Annotated in this window: 17 protein-coding genes and 1 pseudogene; 13 read left to right on the forward strand and 5 right to left on the reverse strand. The window is 65.0% G+C overall.

All coding sequences use genetic code 11. From position 1 onward, the window contains the following. Nucleotides 1-942, forward strand: a complete 942-nt coding sequence (locus tag LB553_RS20180) for a LysR family transcriptional regulator (protein ID WP_224516072.1) — start codon at nt 1-3, stop codon at nt 940-942. Here LB553_RS20180 and LB553_RS20185 read toward each other — a convergent pair. Next, nucleotides 893-1,621 (reverse strand): SDR family oxidoreductase, encoded by a 729-nt coding sequence (locus tag LB553_RS20185; protein ID WP_224516073.1) that lies wholly within the window; start codon nt 1,619-1,621, stop codon nt 893-895. The two genes, LB553_RS20180 and LB553_RS20185, sit on opposite strands and share 50 nt — an antisense overlap. Nucleotides 1,622-1,803: 182 nt before the next feature. Here LB553_RS20185 and LB553_RS20190 point away from each other — a divergent pair, with 182 nt between their 5' ends. After that, nucleotides 1,804-2,400, forward strand: coding sequence for a YdeI/OmpD-associated family protein (locus LB553_RS20190; RefSeq protein WP_224516074.1), 597 nt, complete (start codon nt 1,804-1,806; stop codon nt 2,398-2,400). A 152-nt stretch (nt 2,401-2,552) separates the two neighbouring features. Here LB553_RS20190 and LB553_RS20195 read toward each other — a convergent pair whose 3' ends face one another. Then, the gene (locus LB553_RS20195; RefSeq protein WP_224516075.1) at nt 2,553-2,861 is read right to left on the reverse strand and encodes a hypothetical protein; all 309 of its coding nucleotides are present in this window, start codon (nt 2,859-2,861) and stop codon (nt 2,553-2,555) included. A 350-nt stretch (nt 2,862-3,211) separates the two neighbouring features. Here LB553_RS20195 and LB553_RS20200 point away from each other — a divergent pair, with 350 nt between their 5' ends. The 6 genes from LB553_RS20200 (at nt 3,212) to LB553_RS20225 (ending at nt 8,894) form a co-directional block, all read left to right on the forward strand. Continuing rightward, on the forward strand, nt 3,212-3,919 hold the full coding sequence (locus tag LB553_RS20200; RefSeq protein ID WP_224516076.1) for an SDR family NAD(P)-dependent oxidoreductase: 708 nt from the start codon (nt 3,212-3,214) through the stop codon (nt 3,917-3,919). Nucleotides 3,920-4,320: 401 nt separating this feature from the next. Beyond that, nucleotides 4,321-5,529, forward strand: coding sequence for an ABC transporter substrate-binding protein (locus tag LB553_RS20205; RefSeq protein ID WP_224516077.1), 1,209 nt, complete (start codon nt 4,321-4,323; stop codon nt 5,527-5,529). Continuing rightward, a complete protein-coding gene (locus LB553_RS20210) occupies nt 5,526-6,326 on the forward strand; it encodes an ABC transporter ATP-binding protein (RefSeq protein ID WP_224516078.1) in 801 nt (266 codons plus the stop codon). Before LB553_RS20205 ends, LB553_RS20210 begins: the two co-directional genes overlap by 4 nt. Next, the gene (locus tag LB553_RS20215) at nt 6,319-7,023 is read left to right on the forward strand and encodes an ABC transporter ATP-binding protein (protein WP_224516079.1); all 705 of its coding nucleotides are present in this window, start codon (nt 6,319-6,321) and stop codon (nt 7,021-7,023) included. Before LB553_RS20210 ends, LB553_RS20215 begins: the two co-directional genes overlap by 8 nt. A 7-nt stretch (nt 7,024-7,030) precedes the next feature. Further along, nucleotides 7,031-7,918, forward strand: a complete 888-nt coding sequence (locus LB553_RS20220; protein ID WP_224516080.1) for a branched-chain amino acid ABC transporter permease — start codon at nt 7,031-7,033, stop codon at nt 7,916-7,918. Between the two features lies 1 nt (nt 7,919). Next, complete coding sequence (locus LB553_RS20225; RefSeq protein WP_224516081.1) at nt 7,920-8,894, forward strand: branched-chain amino acid ABC transporter permease; 975 nt, start codon at nt 7,920-7,922, stop codon at nt 8,892-8,894. Here the strand turns inward: LB553_RS20225 and LB553_RS20230 are convergent. The 3 genes and pseudogenes from LB553_RS20230 to LB553_RS20240 all read right to left on the reverse strand — a co-directional run bounded on the left by LB553_RS20230 (nt 8,891) and on the right by LB553_RS20240 (nt 10,086). After that, nucleotides 8,891-9,271 carry a HigA family addiction module antitoxin gene (locus tag LB553_RS20230; protein WP_318011512.1) on the reverse strand — a complete coding sequence of 127 codons (381 nt, stop codon included), beginning with the start codon at nt 9,269-9,271 and terminating at the stop codon, nt 8,891-8,893. The two genes, LB553_RS20225 and LB553_RS20230, sit on opposite strands and share 4 nt — an antisense overlap. After that, a pseudogene (locus tag LB553_RS30710) lies at nt 9,246-9,553 on the reverse strand (type II toxin-antitoxin system RelE/ParE family toxin). The gene LB553_RS20230 and the pseudogene LB553_RS30710 overlap by 26 nt, the downstream one beginning before the upstream one ends. Before the next feature lie 50 nt (nt 9,554-9,603). After that, nucleotides 9,604-10,086, reverse strand: a complete 483-nt coding sequence (locus tag LB553_RS20240; protein ID WP_224516082.1) for an Lrp/AsnC family transcriptional regulator — start codon at nt 10,084-10,086, stop codon at nt 9,604-9,606. 106 nt (nt 10,087-10,192) lie between these two features. Between LB553_RS20240 and LB553_RS20245 the strand changes: the two genes are divergently transcribed. The 5 genes from LB553_RS20245 to LB553_RS20265 all read left to right on the forward strand — a co-directional run bounded on the left by LB553_RS20245 (nt 10,193) and on the right by LB553_RS20265 (nt 16,866). After that, on the forward strand, nt 10,193-11,395 hold the full coding sequence (locus tag LB553_RS20245; protein WP_224516083.1) for a diaminopropionate ammonia-lyase: 1,203 nt from the start codon (nt 10,193-10,195) through the stop codon (nt 11,393-11,395). Continuing rightward, the gene (locus tag LB553_RS20250) at nt 11,392-12,627 is read left to right on the forward strand and encodes a Zn-dependent hydrolase (RefSeq protein WP_224516084.1); all 1,236 of its coding nucleotides are present in this window, start codon (nt 11,392-11,394) and stop codon (nt 12,625-12,627) included. Before LB553_RS20245 ends, LB553_RS20250 begins: the two co-directional genes overlap by 4 nt. Nucleotides 12,628-12,829: 202 nt before the next feature. Then, the gene (locus LB553_RS20255) at nt 12,830-14,026 is read left to right on the forward strand and encodes a diaminopropionate ammonia-lyase (protein ID WP_224516085.1); all 1,197 of its coding nucleotides are present in this window, start codon (nt 12,830-12,832) and stop codon (nt 14,024-14,026) included. A gap of 233 nt (nt 14,027-14,259) precedes the next feature. Further along, nucleotides 14,260-16,377 (forward strand): EAL domain-containing protein, encoded by a 2,118-nt coding sequence (locus LB553_RS20260; RefSeq protein ID WP_224516086.1) that lies wholly within the window; start codon nt 14,260-14,262, stop codon nt 16,375-16,377. Nucleotides 16,378-16,467: 90 nt separating this feature from the next. Then, entirely contained in the window at nt 16,468-16,866 is a 399-nt protein-coding gene (locus tag LB553_RS20265; protein WP_224516087.1) for a hypothetical protein, read from the forward strand. Nucleotides 16,867-16,911: the final 45 nt, after the last annotated feature.

Consider the following 16,911-nt stretch of genomic DNA (forward strand, 5'->3'; position numbering starts at 1 on the left):
ATGCATCCCAGGCTGCTGAAGACCTTTCTGGCGGTCGCGCGCACCCGCAACGTCACGCGCGCGGCGCGCGAGGTCAATCTCGCGCAGTCGAGCGTCAGCGACCAGATCCAGGTGCTGGAAACCGAGCTTGGCGCCAGCCTCTTCACCCGCTCGCGACAGGGGCTCACCCTGACGCCGGCGGGCGAGGCGCTGAAACCCTATGCCGAGGACTTGCTGGCGCTTGCCGACGAGGCCCGCGCCGCCATCGATGCCACCAGCGCCGAGGCGGCCGGCAGCCTGTCGATCGGCGCGCTGGAGACGATCGCCGCGGCAAGGCTGGCGCCATGGCTCGCTGGTTTTCGCGCCGATCATCCCGGCATCGACATCAAGCTCCGGATCGCCGGCAGCGGCGAGTTGCTGCGCCGGTTGGGCGACGGCGAGATCGACGTCATTTTCTGCTTCGAGCAATCCAATGCCGGTGAGCCGGACCCGCGCTTTGCCAGGCGCATCGTGGCGGCCGAGCCGCTGGCGTTGATCGCGCCGCCCGGCGACAACCGCGCGGATGTCGATCTGGCGACGCTGGCCGAGAAGCAGTTCGTTGCCACCGAGACAGGCTGCGTCTACCGCGCCATGGTCGACAAGGCATTTGCCGAGGCCGGGTTGGGCAGGCCAAGGCTGGCCGCCGAGGCCGGCAGCATCGACGCCATCGCTGGGCTGGTGGCGGCGGGCGCCGGCTTTGGTCTGGTGCCGCGGCTGGCGGTCGCCGTCGCGATCGATCGCGGCGAGGTCGCCGAGCTTGCCTGGCCCGGCTCGGTCCGCTCTGCCGACATCGTGATGGTGTGGCGCCGCCGGCGCGTCCAGCCGCCCGCGCTCAAGGCACTGCTCACCGCTCTAGCGGAGGGCTTGGTCCCGGTCACACCAGCCGGTGCCCGCCCTCGACATGCAGCGTCTCTCCGGTCGTGAAGCCGTTGCCGATCAGGAAGCGGATTGCGTCCGCAATATCCTCCGGCCGTCCGACGCGCCCAGCGGGCAGGCGCTCCGCCATGGCGGCCAGGGTCTGCGCCTTCCTGTCGCCCGCGACGAACTCCCAGATCGGCGTGTCGACCCAACCCGGCGAGACGGCGTTGACGCGGATCGGCGCCAGTTCGACGGCCAAAGCCCGCACCAGCCCTTCCAACGCGGCGTTGACGGCCGCGACGACCGCGCCGCGCGCCGCCGGCCGGTAGGCCGCTATACCGGAGACGAAGGTGAGCGAGCCGCTCGGCGGCAGCTTCGGCGCGCCATGCTTGGCGAGAAGCAACGGTCCGTAGAATTTGCTTTCCACCACCTTTTGCGCGGCTGAAAGCTCGATCTCCGGCAACAGCCGGTAGGCGCCTTCGATGTCGGCCGCCGTGCTGACGATATGGTCGAGCCTGCCGATGCGCTCGAAAAGCGCTGCGACCTCATCCTCGCGGCTGATGTCAACCACCGCCGTTTCGAGCGTGTCCCGGCGGCCGAGCTCTTCCTGCGCCGCGCTCAGCTTCGCTTCGCCGCGCCCGGCGATGATGACGTGCGCGCCTTCCTCGAGGCATCGTCTGGCAAGCGCCAGCCCCATGCCCGAGCTGCCGCCGACGACCAGGATTCTTTGCTTGTCCATGTCCATGCCTTTCCTTTGCAAGGAGGTTTGGCAGACCCTGGCGCGAAGCGGAAACGGAAGAAATCGATGGCGCCATCGGAAACTCCGATGGCATATGCCGCCTGCCCACAGAAACTGGCACCATTGAAGGCTACAGCCGGGGCGGAATCGTTCTAGCTGCAAGTCGAGACAATGAACATGAGGTGACGATGGCCCCGATCAAGGTCGACCCAGGCAAGGTGCGCGAGTTCCCCGATGCGGAGAGCTTCTATGCATGGCTTGCCGACAATCACGCCAGCGAAAGCGAAGTCTGGATCACGATCCACAAGGTCGGCTCGGGGCTGCCATCGATCACGCCGAAGGAGGCGATCGACGTCGTGCTTTGCTTCGGCTGGATCGACGCGGTGCGCAAGTCGCTCGACGAGAAGAGTTTCCTGCAGCGTTACACCCCGCGCGGCAAAAAGAGCATCTGGAGCAAGATCAACATCGACAATGTCGCGCGCCTGATCGAGGCGGGCCGCATGACCGAGCATGGCCTCAAGCAGGTCGAGGCGGCCAAGGCCGACGGTCGCTGGGACCGTGCCTATGGCGGATCGAAGGAGATGACCATCCCGCCCGACCTGCAGGCCGCGATCGATGCCGAGCCCAAGGCGAAAGCGATGCTGGACAAGCTTTCGGCGCAGAACCGCTTCGCGCTCGCCTTCCGCACCCACAACATGAAGACCGAGGCAGGGCGCAAGAAGAAGATCGCCGATCTGGTGGCAATGCTGAAGCGCGGCGAGACGATCCACCCGCAGAAGAAGTAAGACGTGATCCCGAAACGTGGTTGCCGGTTTGCCCGACTAGGAACCGGAAACAAAAACGCCGCCCCGGAGGGAGGGCGGCGTCTTCGGGAAGCGATGATCCTGAACCCTTAGCAAGCGGTCCCGGATCATCCGGTCGTGAAGGTCGAAACGCGTTATACGGCCTTCTTTGCAACATGCTTCTTCACATGGTGCCTGCGCACGTGATGCTTCCTCATGTGGTGCCGGGTGTGCTTCCGCATATGATGCTTGCGGCCGTGATGGCGGCGATGATGCTTCCTGAGCTTCTTGTGCGGGCCATTGGCGCCGGCTTTCGCCGTCTCGTTAGCGGCCGGGGCAGCAGTGGTCGTGGCAGGAGCAGTGGTGCTCGTCGCCGGAGCGGTGGTGGTCTGGGCGTTGGCGGCGGGCACCGCGAAAGCGAGAGCGACGGCGAGGCCGAGTGCGGAAAGAAGGGTCTTTTTCATAATCGGCATTCCTTGGTTAGGATCAATGTCTGTTGTCGCGCGCCGTAGTGGTCGGCTGCTCCGGTTGCCGTTATGACACCGGCTCTTTTCGCGAGTTTTTCCCGACCGTTGAATCTTGTTTCCCGATTGTGTCTGGCGCTTTCCTATTGCGGAATGGGATGGCCGCTTCGCAAGCGCGGCCGCAACGGTCACTTGGCGATCAAGCACCGCTTGCGATTAAGGCGGCCGCGCATCCGGCTGGGCAGGTCTTTCATGAGCCCAATCGCACGATGCGTGCGAATTCCGCGCTCTAATCATTTGGTCCGATCGATGCGATCTTGCTGCCGACACACCGGACAGGAGCAGGAGCAATGACCACCAACACAGATCATTCCGGCAAGGTGGCGCTCGTCACCGGCGGCAATCGCGGCATCGGCCTGGAGACGGCGCGCCAGCTTGCAGAACTCGGATTCACCGTGCTCATCGGCGTCCGCGATCTTGCCAAGGGCGAGGCGGCGGCAAGGAAGCTTGGCGGCGCCGTCGAGGCCATCGCGCTGGATGTCGGCGCGCCCGAAGCAGCCGCGCGCGCCGCGGCCGAGGTCGAGAGCCGGTTCGGCCGGCTGGACGTTTTGGTCAACAACGCCGCCATCCATTACGACCCTTCGGCGCGGGCGCTCATGCCCGACTGGACGGTCATCCGCGAGGCCTTCGAGACCAACGTCTTCGGCGCCTGGCGTGTTGCTGCCGCCTTCGCGCCGCTGCTTGGCGCTTCCGGCCACGGCCGATTGGTCAACGTCTCGTCGGAAGGCGGCTCGCTCGCTTCGATGGGTGCCGGCGCGCCGGCCTATTCGACCAGCAAGGCGACGCTCAACGCGCTGACCCGCATCCTGGCGGCTGAGCTGCGCGGTGCAGGTGTCCTGGTCAATTCGATCTGTCCCGGTTGGGTCGCGACCGACATGGGCGGCCCGGGCGGTCGCCCCGTCGCGCAAGGCGCGGCCGGCATCGTCTGGGCCGCGACCTTGCCCGACGACGGCCCGACCGGCAGCTTTTTTCGCGACGGCAAGCCGCTATCGTGGTGAGCAGGTGTCGATCAGGTGAATGTTTCCCAATTAGAGTTCCTCTGTTCCCAGTTTGGGAAAAGGCTATATGGGTGCATGCAACTTGGCCGATCAGGGCAACAAAAAGGATAAAAAAGCCGCCGCTCGCGTTAGATCGTCCCGGGCGCCTCATCGCCGCGCGATCGCCTCTCGATCCATCTATCTGCCATGCTACGAAAATAGCATTCTCGGCTCGCGAAAGGTGATGTTAGGCTCGCGCACGTGCACCCAAGGCACGTCGCGGCCCAGCCCGCAAACCGGAGGTCCGCGAGAGGAGGAGCGGCAGAGCGGGATCGAGGCTCCAATCCAAAATCCGAAGGAACTGTTGAACCATTGCGAGGCCGCCGCGTTTCCCGTGGTTGGCTACCAGGGAGGAACCACCAGTGAAAGCATCCTGTCTCGTCTCGGCCGCGCTTCTTGCGGCATCCGCAATGCCGGCAGCGGCCGGCGAAATTTCCGACGGCAAGGTCAAGATCGGCATCTTGAACGACCAGTCGGGTGTTTACGCCGATTTCGGCGGCAAGTGGTCGGTCGAGGCGGCCAAGATGGCGGTGGAGGATTTCGGCGGCAAGGTACAAGGCGCGCCGATCGAGATCGTCAGCGCCGACCATCAGAACAAGCCCGACATCGCCTCCAACATCGCGCGCCAGTGGTACGACACCCAGCAGGTCGACGCGATCATGGAGCTCACGACATCGTCCGTGGCCTTGGCCGTCCAGGGGCTTTCCAAGGAAAAGAAGAAGATCGACATCGTCACCGGCGCGGCCGCCACCGACCTCACCGGCAAGCAGTGCTCGCCCTACGGCTTCCACTGGGCCTATGATACCCATTCGCAGGCCGTCGGCACGGGCGGCGAGCTGGTCAAGCAGGGCGGCGACAGCTGGTATTTCATCACCGTCGACTATGCCTTCGGCTATTCGCTGAAGGACCAGACCGCCAAGCTGGTCGAGGCGAGCGGCGGCAAGGTGCTGGGCGAAGTGCGCTATCCGCTCGGCTCCACCGACTATTCCTCCTTCCTGCTCCAGGCGCAGTCCTCGGGTGCCAAGATCGTCGGGCTTGCCAATGCCGGCCTCGATACCTCGAACTCGATCAAGCAGGCAGCCGAGTTCGGCATCGTCGCCGGCGGCCAGCGGCTGGCCGCGCTCCTCTTCACGCTTGCCGAAGTGCATGGGCTGGGCCTTCAGGCGGCGCAGGGCGTGGTGCTGACCGAAGCCTTTTACTGGGACCGCGACGACAAGAGCCGCGAATTCGCCCAGCGCTTCTTCAAGCGCACCAACCGCATGCCCAACATGATCCAGGCCGGCACCTATTCGGCGGTGACGCAGTATCTGAAGGCCATCGACAAGGCCGGCACCGACGGGACCGAGGCAGTGGCCAAGGAGCTGCATGAGATGCCGGTCAACGACGTCTTCACCGCCAACGGCAAGGTGCAGCCCGACGGCTCGATGGTGCACGATATGTATCTCTACCAGGTCAAGAAGCCGGAAGAGTCGAAGAAGGACTGGGACTATTACACCTATCTGGCGACGATTCCGGGCGACAAGGCCTTCATGAAGGCCGAGGACAGCGGCTGCCCGCTCGTCACCAAGTGACGCTCGACACCGCCACCGCTGTCCGTCCGGACGGCACGGATCAGGCGCCGCGGGTGGTGCTTTCCGCCCGCGGCCTCAGGCGCGACTTCGCCGGCTTCGTCGCGGTGAAGGATGTCGACCTCGACGTCCACCACGCGAAGATCCATGCGCTGATCGGCCCGAACGGGGCCGGCAAGACGACCATTTTCAACCTGTTGACCAAGTTCCTGCAGCCGACCAGCGGCAGGATCGAATTGCTCGGCTCCGACATCACCCGCACGCCGCCGGCCAAAGTGGCGCGGATGGGCCTCGTGCGCTCCTTTCAGATCTCGGCGATCTTTCCGCACCTCTCGGTGCTAGACAACGTGCGCGTGGCGCTGCAGCGTCCAAGCGGGCTGGGCTACCAGTTCTGGCGCCCCGTCTCGGCGCTGGACCAGCTCACGCCAAGGGCGCGCGAATTGCTCGCCATCGTCGGCCTTGACGACGCCGCGCATCGTCTCGCCGGCGATCTCTCCTATGGCAGGAAGCGCGTGCTGGAGATCGCCACCACGCTGGCTCTCGATCCGAAAGTGCTTCTGCTCGACGAGCCGATGGCCGGCATGGGGCATGAGGATGTCGGCATGATCTCTGGCATCATCCGCTCGCTGGCCAAGGATCGCGCCGTGCTGATGGTCGAGCACAACCTTACCGTCGTCGCCGATCTCTGCGACTGGATCACCGTCATGCAGCGCGGCCAGGTCCTGGCGGCCGGGGACTATGCCACCGTCAGCCAGGACGAGCGCGTGCGCGTCGCCTATATGGGGACGGAGCATGAGTGAGCGGCTGCTGGCCGTGCGCGACCTCCACGCCTGGTACGGCGAGGGCCATGCGCTGCATGGCGTCGACCTCGATGTCATGCGCGGCGAGACCGTGACGCTGCTCGGCCGCAACGGCGTCGGCAAGACCACCACATTGCGCGCCATCATGGGGCTGATCCGCAAGCGCACCGGCTCCGTCACCTTCAACGGCAAGGACCTTATCCGCCTGCCGCTGCACCGCGTCGCCCATCAAGGTATCGGCTTCGTGCCGGAGGAGCGCGGCATCTTCGCCACCCTCACGGTGGACGAGAATCTCGTCCTGCCGCCGGTCGTGGCCAAGGGCGGCATGAGCGTGGAGGAAATTTTCGAACTCTTCCCCAACCTCAAGGAGCGCCGGAACAGCCAGGGCACGAAGCTGTCCGGCGGCGAACAACAAATGCTGGCCATCGCGCGGATCTTGAGGACCGGCGTCGAGATGCTTTTGCTCGACGAGCCGACCGAAGGTCTCGCGCCGGTCATCGTCCAGCGCATCGGCGAATTGCTGGCGACGCTGAAAAAGCGAGGCATGACCATCCTTCTGGTCGAGCAGAATTTCCGCTTCGCCGCCCGCATCGCCGACCGTTTTTATCTGATGGACAATGGCAAGGTGGTGGAGGGATTCCCGGTCGGCCAGCTTTCCGCGCACACCGACAAGCTGCACGAGGTGCTGGGGGTATGATGGCGCAATGACCATGATCTTCGGCATCCCCATCCAGGCGCTTCTCGGCCAACTCCTCGTCGGCCTGATCAACGGCTCCTTCTACGCCATGCTCAGCCTCGGTCTCGCTATCATCTTCGGCCTGCTGCGCATCATCAATTTCGCCCATGGCGCGCTCTATATGCTGGGCGCCTTCATCGGCTATCTGCTGCTGGTGCATTTGGGCATCGGCTATTGGCCGGCGCTGGTTCTAGTGCCGCTTGCCGTCGGCCTGTTCGGCATGGCGGTCGAGCGTCTGGCCCTGTCGCATCTCTACCGCCTCGATCCGCTCTATGGCCTGCTCTTCACCTTCGGCCTCGCCTTGGTCATCGAGGGCGTGTTCCGCTATTATTACGGCGTCTCCGGCAATCCCTACGCCGTGCCGACGCTGCTTGCCGGCGGCACCAATCTCGGCTTCATGTTCCTGCCCAACTATCGCGGCTGGGTGGTGGCGGCTTCGCTGATCGTCTGCATCGGCACCTGGCTCCTGATCGAGAAGACCAGGCTCGGCTCCTACCTGCGCGCCGCCACCGAGAACCCGGAACTGGTTCAAGCCTTCGGCGTCAACGTGCCGCTTCTGCTCACGCTCACCTACGGGCTGGGCGCGAGCCTTGCGGGGCTCGCCGGCATTCTCGCCGCTCCTGTCTACCAGGTCAGCCCGCTGATGGGTTCGGATCTGATCATCGTCGTCTTCGCCGTCGTTGTGGTCGGCGGCATGGGCTCGATCCTCGGCGCCATCGTCACCGGTTACATGCTCGGCCTCGCCGAGGGCCTGACCAAGGTTTTCTATCCCGAGGCCTCGAACCTCGTCGTCTTCGTCATCATGGCGATCGTGCTTTTGCTCAGGCCCGCCGGCCTGTTCGGAAGGGACGCCTGAGATGAGCGAGGCGACCCTTCACGCAGAACGCGCCGCCGCCTCCGTGAGGCTGGAACGGGTGCTGATCGCGCTGGGCATCGTGGCGCTGATCGCCGCGCCCTTCGCCATCTACCCGATCTTCGTGATGAAGATGCTGTGCTTCGCGCTGTTCGCCTGCGCCTTCAACCTCTTGCTCGGCTACACCGGTCTGCTCTCCTTCGGCCACGCCGCTTTCTTCGGCGGTGCCGCCTATTTCTGCGCCTACGCGGTAAAGGCGTGGGGCTGGCCACCGGAAGCAGCCATCCTGCTCGGCACCGCGGGTGCAGCGCTGATGGGCCTCGTCATGGGTTTCCTCGCCATCCGCCGGCAGGGCATCTATTTCTCGATGATCACGCTGGCGCTGGCGCAGATGTTCTATTTCTTCTGCGTGCAGGCGCCTTTCACCGAGGGCGAGGACGGCATCCAGGGCGTGCCGCGTGGGCATCTCTTCGGCGTCGTCGATCTCGGCGTCACCATGAACATGTACTTCTTCGTGCTTGCCATCTTCCTGATCGGCGTCTTCGCCGTCTGGCGCATCGTCAACTCGCCTTTCGGCATGATCCTGCGTTCGATCCGCGAGAACGAGAACCGCGCCATTTCGCTCGGCTATTCCGTCGGTCGCTACAAGCTAGCCGCCTTCGTCATGTCGGCGGCGCTTGCCGGCCTTGCAGGTGCGACCAAGGCGATCGTCTTCCAGTTCGCGACACTCACCGACGTCACTTGGCAGATGTCGGGCGAGGTGATCCTGATGACGCTGCTCGGCGGCATTGGCACCATGGTCGGCCCGGTGGTGGGCGCCGGCCTGGTGGTCGGCCTGGAGAATACGCTGGCCACCTCCGGCTTCCCTGTGACGATCGCCACCGGCCTGATCTTCATGATCTGCGTTCTGATTTTTAGACGCGGGATTGTCGGGGAGGTTTATGCGCGGCGGCTGGGCCCGCGAGGCAATAGCTCCTAGGCTGCCGTCTCGAACCGCTCGATCTCTTTGAGTTTTTCCTGAAGCGACGCGCCCTCGACAGCCAAGTCGTAACTGGCCTGCATGTTCATCCAGAACTGCGGTGTGGTGCCGAAGAACTTTGCGAGGCGCAAAGCCGTGTCCGGTGTAACAGGTGTTGTCTCATTGGCCAGACGCTCGATGCGCGTGCGCGCTACATGAAGCTTCTTCGCCAGGGTGTAGGGCTTCAAATCGAGCAGCTCAAGGAACTCCGTCCTCAGTATCTCGCTTGGGTGAATAGGAACATCGAGTTTGATCCATTTTTCCACTCCCATACGGGAAGAGCGTGTTGGTTTGGCGGAATGATTAGTTCGCTCAGTGATAGTCAGTAATTTCCACATTCTCGGCTCCGCCATCCACCCAACGAAAGCAGACTCGGAACTGGTCGTTGATCCGGATCGAATGCTGGCCGGCACGATCCCGTTTCAGGGCTTCAGGCCGGTTCCCTGGCGGTATCTTGAGGTCGGCCAGTTCGGTCGCGTTGTCGAGCATGAACAGCTTCCGCTGGCGACACAAACGAGGTCTGCCGGAAACCCTTTCGGAGCTTTGCCTGTCGAAACTGCCTCGGTTGCTCTGTCCTTAAACACCGGATCATCTGACTTCCATGATGCGTATCTTGCCATGATACGTTTTGGTATGTATCGCAGTATGATACGTGATATTTTCCGAACCATTATGCTGGCCCGCCCACCGGCACCTCCAGCCCCACCTTCACCCGGTCCATCGCGACGAACGTGCGAAACCTTTTGACGTTGTTGTTCTCGAAGAATAGCCGCCTGGTCAGCGCCTCGTAGTCGGCCATGCTCGCCACGGTGACGACGAGGATGAAATCTGCCTCGCCGGTGACGTAGTAGCATTGCTGCACTTCGGGCACTTCGGCGAAGCCGCGCTTGGCGGCGTCGATCAGCTCGGCGCGCTCGCTCTCCACCTCGACCTCGACGAATATGGCGATCGGGTGGCCGACCTTGGCTGGGTCGACCAGCGCGACATTGGCGCGGATGACGCCCGTCTCCTCCATGCGCTTGATGCGCCGCTGCACCGCCGGCGCCGAGAGGTTCACCTTTTCGCCGATGGCGCGTTGCGGCGTGGCGTTGTCCTTCTGCAGGATGGCGAGGATGGCACGGTCAAAGGCGTCGAGTTCGGGCGAAACGGACATGGCAGCATTCCAAACGAAACAAACTTGCATTTCAATCGGCAAAACAGAGCGCCTTCCTCACTCGGCTTGCAATAAACTTCAGTCATCAAGACGGAGAAAGCCGACCATGTTCCTGCTCAATCACCACCCGGACCATCGCCAGCCGCTGACCGAGGAGGACGCCGCGACACTTGGGCTCGCCGGCGCCAGGCAGGCCGAGCGCTTCCTTGCCGCGCGCGACAACCATGCCGAGACGCCTCTGCACGCCCTGCCGGCGCTGGCGGCCGAGCTCGACATCGGCGCGCTGCACGTCAAGGACGAGGGCAGGCGCCTCGGCATCGGCAGCTTCAAGGCGTTGGGCGGCGCCTATGCCGTCATGCATCTGGTGCTGGAGGAGGCAGCCAGGCAGCTCGGCCGCGCCGTCGCGGTCGAGGACCTGCACAAGCCTGAGGTGAAGGCGATCGCCGCTCAGATGACCTTCGCCTGCGCCACCGACGGCAACCATGGACGCTCGGTGGCGCGGGGCGCCGGCCTTGTCGGCGCGCGCTCGGTCATCTTCGTCCATTCGGGCGTCAGCAACGAACGCGTGGCGGCCATCGCTCGCTTCGGCGCCGAGATCGTGCGCGTCGCCGGCGATTACGACCAGTCGGTCAGGGAAGCCGCCCGCGTCGCCGCCGAGCGCGGCTGGACGGTCGTCTCCGACACGTCCTGGCCGGGCTATGAGCGCATCCCGGGGCTGGTCATGCAGGGCTACACGGTGATCGTGCGCGAATCGCTGAAGCGCTTGCGTGAGCCGCCCACCCACGTCTTCCTTCAGGCCGGCGTCGGCGGCTTCGCCGCGGCGGTGGCCGGTCATCTCATCATTGCGCTTGGCGAGGCGCGGCCGACCGTGACAGTGGTCGAGCCGAAGCGGGCGGCCTGCGTCTATGAGACGGCCAAAGCCGGACGTCCGGTCACGATCGCGCACAGCAAGCCGACCGTCATGGCGATGCTCGAATGCTACGAACCGTCGCTGGTCGCTTGGCGCGTTCTGTCGCGGATCGGCGATGCCTTCATGACCGTGGACGAGGAAGATGCAGTCGCCGTGATGAACCGTCTGGCACGGCCTTCGGGCAATGACCCGGCAATCGTCTCCGGCGAGAGCGGCGGGGCGGGGCTCGCCGGGCTGATCCGCGCCACCGGCGACAGGAAGATCCGGGCGGCGCTCGGCCTCGATGGGAACTCCCGCGTGCTGATCATCAATTCCGAAGGCGCGACCGACCCCGGTCGCTATGCCGAGCTCGTCGGCATGGCGCCGGATGAAGTCCCAAACGCAAGGCTGCCGGCATGAGCAATCTGACGATCAACGCCGACCGGCTTCTAGGTCGCATCCAGGAACTCGGCGGAATCGGCCGCGATGCGCAGGGCAGGCTGGTCCGCGTCGCCGCCTCGGACATGGACAGGCTCGGTCGCGACCGTCTCGTCGGCTGGCTAAGAGAGGCGGGGCTTGAAATCGCCGTCGACCGCATCGGCAACATTTTCGGCATCTGGCGGGACGACGCCAATGCGGGCCAGGCGCCGGTCATGCTCGGCTCGCATATCGATACGGTGATCGACGCCGGCATCTATGACGGCTGCTATGGCGTGCTGGCCGGCCTCGAAGCGATCGAGAGCCTGAAGGAGGCCGGCTTCGCGCCGGCGCGCCCGCTCGTCGTCGCCGCCTTCACCAACGAGGAGGGCGTGCGCTTTTCGCCCGACATGATGGGCTCACTGGTCTTTGCCGGTGGCCGGGACCTGGGAGAAGCGCTGGCCTCGGTCGGCACCGACGGCACGGTGCTGGGCAAGGAACTGGAGCGCATCGGCTATGCCGGGATGCACGAGCCCGGCTTCCTCAAGCCGCATGCCTATGTCGAGCTGCATGTCGAGCAGGGGCCGGTGCTCGAGCGCGAGGGTATTGCCATCGGCGCGGTCGAGAACCTGCAGGGCATTTCCTGGCAGCGCATTACCATCGACGGCGAGGCCAACCACGCCGGCACCACGCCGATGTCGATGCGAAAGGACGCAGGCGTCGCCGCCGCGCGCGTGATCGGCTTCCTCGCCGACCGCGCCGGCGCCTCGTCGACGCGCACGGTCGCGACTGTCGGCACCATCGCCTTCGAGCCGAACGCGATCAATGTCATCCCATCGCGCGCGACCTTCACCATCGACCAGCGCGATCCGAACGAAACGCATCTTCGCGAACAGGAAGCGGCTCTCGCCGCCTTCCTCGACGAGCTTGCTGCAAGCGCCGGCGTCACCCTCCATGCTGACAGCCTGGCGCGTTTCGAGCCGGTTACCTTCGATGCCGGGATCGTCTCGCTGATCGAGGACGGCGCCAGGGCCGCCGGCCTGTCCTGCCGGCGCATGACTTCCGGCGCCGGCCACGACGCGCAGATGATCGCGCGCATCGCGCCGTCGGCGATGATCTTCGTGCCGAGCCGGGGCGGCATCAGCCACAACCCCGCCGAATTCACCGCTCCCGACGAACTGGTCGCCGGCGCCAACATCCTGCTTGGCGTTGCCGCCCGGCTGGCGGCCGACTGATCGCGGGAGGAACCCTGATGGGCGTGCCGCGGGGGGCGAAATACCCACAAAAATAGTCATGTTGGCTGTATCGGGTCGTCCAGAAGCGAACATCCGGCGACATCCAATCGAAACAAACTTCAATCACTAGCCAATTAATCGTCCAGAATCGTGCCCGAATCGCGCCCACCAACAGAGTTCAGTGCCTCGCAGGAAGACTAGCATGCTGCTTCTCAACCAACGTCCAGAACACAACCAGCCGTTGGTTGCCGCCGATGCCGAGTCGCTCGGCATCGCGGGAGGAGAGCGGGCCGAGCTTTACCTCAAGGCGCGCCACAACTATGCGGAGACGCCGCTGCACGACTTGCCGGCGTTGGCCGAGGAGCTCGGCATCGCGGCGCTTCACGTCAAGGATGAAGGCCAGCGTCTTGGCCTTGGCAGCTTCAAGGCGCTGGGCGGCGCCTATGCCGTCATGCGGCTGGTGCTTGAGGAGGCCGGCAAGCGCTTCGGCCGCGCTGTCGATATCGACGAGATCAACGATCCCAAGCTGCGCGCCATCGCCGCTCAGATGACATTCTGCTGCGCAACCGATGGCAACCATGGCCGTTCGGTGGCGCAGGGGGCCGGCCTCGTCGGCGCGCGTTCGGTGATCTACGTCCATGCTGGCGTAAGTGCCGAGCGTGTCGCGGCCATTGCAAGCTTCGGCGCCGAGATTGTCGAGGTCGAGGGCGGCTATGACCATGCGGTGCGCGAAGTCGCCCGCGTCGGCGCCGAGCGCGGCTGGAAAATCATCTCCAACACGTCCTGGCTGGGCTACGAGCGCGTTCCCGGGCTGGTCATGCAGGGCTATACGGTGATCGTGCGCGAGACGCTGCGGCGCATGACCGAGCCGCCAACGCATGTCTTCCTGCAGGCCGGCGTCGGCGGCTTCGCGGCGGCGATCGCCGGCCATATGGCGGTCATGCTCGGCGAACGGCGGCCGAAGGCTGTGGTGGTCGAGCCGCGGCGCTCGGCCTGCGTCTACGCTTCGGCTGAGGCCGGACGTCCGGCAACGATCGCAAATCAGCAGCCGACCGTGATGACGATGCTCGAATGCGCCGAGCCTTCCCTCGTCGCCTGGCGCGTGCTGGCGCGCGTCGGCGACGCCTTTATGATGGTGGAAGAAGAGGACGCGGTCGCGGTGATGAAGCGGCTGGCGCGGCCCTTGGGCAACGATCCGGCGATCATCTCCGGCGAGAGCGGCGGGGCAGGCCTAGCCGGGCTGGTCCGCGCCACGGGCGACAGGGATATGCGCGCCGCGCTCGGCCTCGATACGCATGCGCGCGTGCTCGTCGTCAACTCCGAGGGCGCGACCGACCATGGCCGCTTTGCCGAGCTAGTCGGGATGGCGCCGGAAGAGGTGTTCCTGCAGACTGCCTGAGAGCAATTGAGGAAAAGTTACGGCGGTGGTGCGAAGAAGGTTGGCGGTGGCCTCGTGATGTCGTCATCCTCGGGTCTGCGCGTCGCTTCGCTACCGCTCCGCGCTAGAATGACCGAGCGCGAAGGGTTTCGCGCCATATCCGCCCTGTCCGGCTCATCCTTAATGGGGAGCCGGTAACCCTTTCTTCTCTGCTTTCATGCAGTATTGCCGGGGCAGGACGGCAAGAACAAAGAATGGCGGACGACGACAAACGCAATGGCGAATTCTGGGCGGTGGCGCTCGATCGCGCCCAGCTCGGCCTGTGGGACTGGAATCTCGCGACCGGCGACTGCTACTATTCGCCGACCTGGTGGCGGATGCTGGGTTATGCCGAGGGCGAGCTCGCCGACAGCTCCGATCTCTGGCTGAAGCTCACCCATCCCGACGACCGCGAGCGGGCGCTGGCGAGCGGCGACCGCCATATCGCCGGTCACACCGAATTCATCGAGACAGAACTGCGCCTGAAGCACAGGGACGGCCACTGGGTCTGGGTGCTCGACCGCGGCGGCATCGTCGAGCGCGATGCTGAAGGCAAGCCGCTGCGCCTGATGGGGGTGCAGACCGACATCACCAGGCAGAAAGAGGCCGAGGCCGCGCTTGAGCAGGTCAATGTCCGTTTGCGGCTCGCGCTTGCCGCCAGCGGCACCGGCATCTGGCACTACGACATCGGCACCAACAAGAGCTATTGGGACGCCCGCACCAGGGACATCTTCGGGTTGGGCAGCGATACAGACGAGGTGACGGCCGAACTCTGGCACACCTATCTCCACCCTGACGACAAGGAGGCCATCGAGCGCGCTCATCTGCCGCTGCCGGGCTCTGAAAGCGTGACAGCCACACAATATCGCATAGTCCGGCGTGACGGCCAGGTCCGCCATATCGAATCGCTGGTGCGCTTCATTGCCGATGTCGGCTCGGCCGGTCAGATTCTGGGCACCGTACGCGACGTCACCGAGGAGAAGACGCGCGCCGAGGAGCTTGCCTTCGCCGCGCGTCACGATGCGTTGACCGGGCTACTCAACCGTTCGGCCTTCGGCCGGATGCTTGCCGAGAACATCCCCATGGCCGAGCGGCTGCCGCTTGCCGTGTTCTATGTCGACCTCGACTACTTCAAGGCGCTCAACGACTATGCCGGCCATGCCGCAGGGGACCTGGCGCTGAAGAGCGTCGCGGCGGGAATCCTCGCCAGCCTGCCCGCTTCGGCGCATGCGGCGCGGCTCGGCGGCGACGAATTCGCGCTTTTGGTGCCGAACTGCAATGACGCTTGCGCCGAGCATCTTGCCCGTGCCGTGCTTGCCGCCGTGCGCAACGCCGATCTTGGCGCGGCGGTCACCTCGCGCAGGCTTGCCGCCAGCATCGGCGTCGCCTTTGTGCGCGACCGCAACATGAGCGTGGCCGACGCGCTCGCCTGTGCCGACGATGCCTGCTACGCCGCCAAGGCCGGCGGTCGTGACCGCTTCGTGGTATTCTCGCCGGAGACGACGTCGGGCGCCGGCGGCCTCAACGCCGCGCGGCTGGCGGCCGACCTGGTCGATGCGATGGAGGACGGCCGGCTGAGGCTGTTCGGTCAGGAAATCCACCGGCTCGGCCAGCCATGGGAAGACAGCCGCCATGTCGAAGTGCTGGCCAGGCTCGAAGCCCACACCGGCAACATGATCCCGCCCGGCGATTTCGTGCCGGTTGCCGAACGCTTCGGCCTCGCCGCTCGGCTCGACCGCTGGGTCATCCGCACCGCGCTGACGCGCCATGGCGAGGCGATGCGCGCGGGGGCCATCTCGCTCGACTTCAATTTGTCGGCGCAGACGCTTTCCGATCCGCAGCTCTGGGAATTCGTCGACGAGGCCATCGCCGGGAGCGGCGCGTCGCCGTCGGCCGTCGGTTTCGAGATCACCGAAACCGCCGCCGTCACCAATTTCGACGCGGCGGAAGAATTCGTACGCAAGGCGAGGCTCCGCCATTGCCGCGTCAGCCTCGACGACTTCGGCGCCGGCATGAGCTCCTTCGAATATCTCAGGCGCTTTCCCATCGATGCCATCAAGATCGACGGTTCGTTCGTCGAGCACATCGCCGACAGCCGCTTCGATCGCGAGATCGTCTCGGCGATCACCGGCATCGCCCGCTCGATGGGCGCCGCGGTCGTGGCCGAAAAGGTCGAGGAAAAGAACGCGCTGGAGATCCTGATGGGCATGGGCGTCGCCTATGGCCAGGGCTATTTCCTGCACCGGCCGGAGCCGCTGGAGGCGATCGTGGCGAGAGCCCTAAGCGGCACTGTGTCACCGTCGCGGCCACATGCCAGGCCGGCACAAAAATAAGACGTTCCTAAAATTGCAATCACTCATTTAAGGGCGCCGTAATCCGGCGCGACGATGATCCGATCTCACAGAACGGATCGGAGCGCGTGGATGAAAACCCTTCCCTTGTTTGCCGCAACTGCAATCGGCCTGCTCGGCATCTTCGCCACGCAGCCGTCTTATGCCGGCTCGGACCATGGCGGCGGGGTGACGCCATCCACGATCGAAGGTGACGACGATCAGGTCAATACATCCAGCGTCAGCGACGATCATGAAGCCGCGGACAACGACGAGGCCGCGCACAAGGGCGACGGCGCCGCTACCGGCTCGCATGAAGGCGACCAGGACGGCGATCATCAGGGCGACGATCATGACGGCGACCACGAAGGCGGGGAGGGTCCCAGCCATGACGGCGGCGCAGACAGCGGCGGCCACGACGGTGGCGGCGACAGTGGTGGCCGCGATGGCGGCGGGGGCAGCGGAGGCCATGACGGGGGCGGGGACGACTGAGTCCTGGGGGTGATAGCACGGCTCATCGTTAAAAGGTGAGCCATC

Origin of the sequence: Mesorhizobium sp. CA8 (genome assembly GCF_020164955.1) — a bacterium.
Lineage (GTDB): Bacteria > Pseudomonadota > Alphaproteobacteria > Rhizobiales > Rhizobiaceae > Mesorhizobium.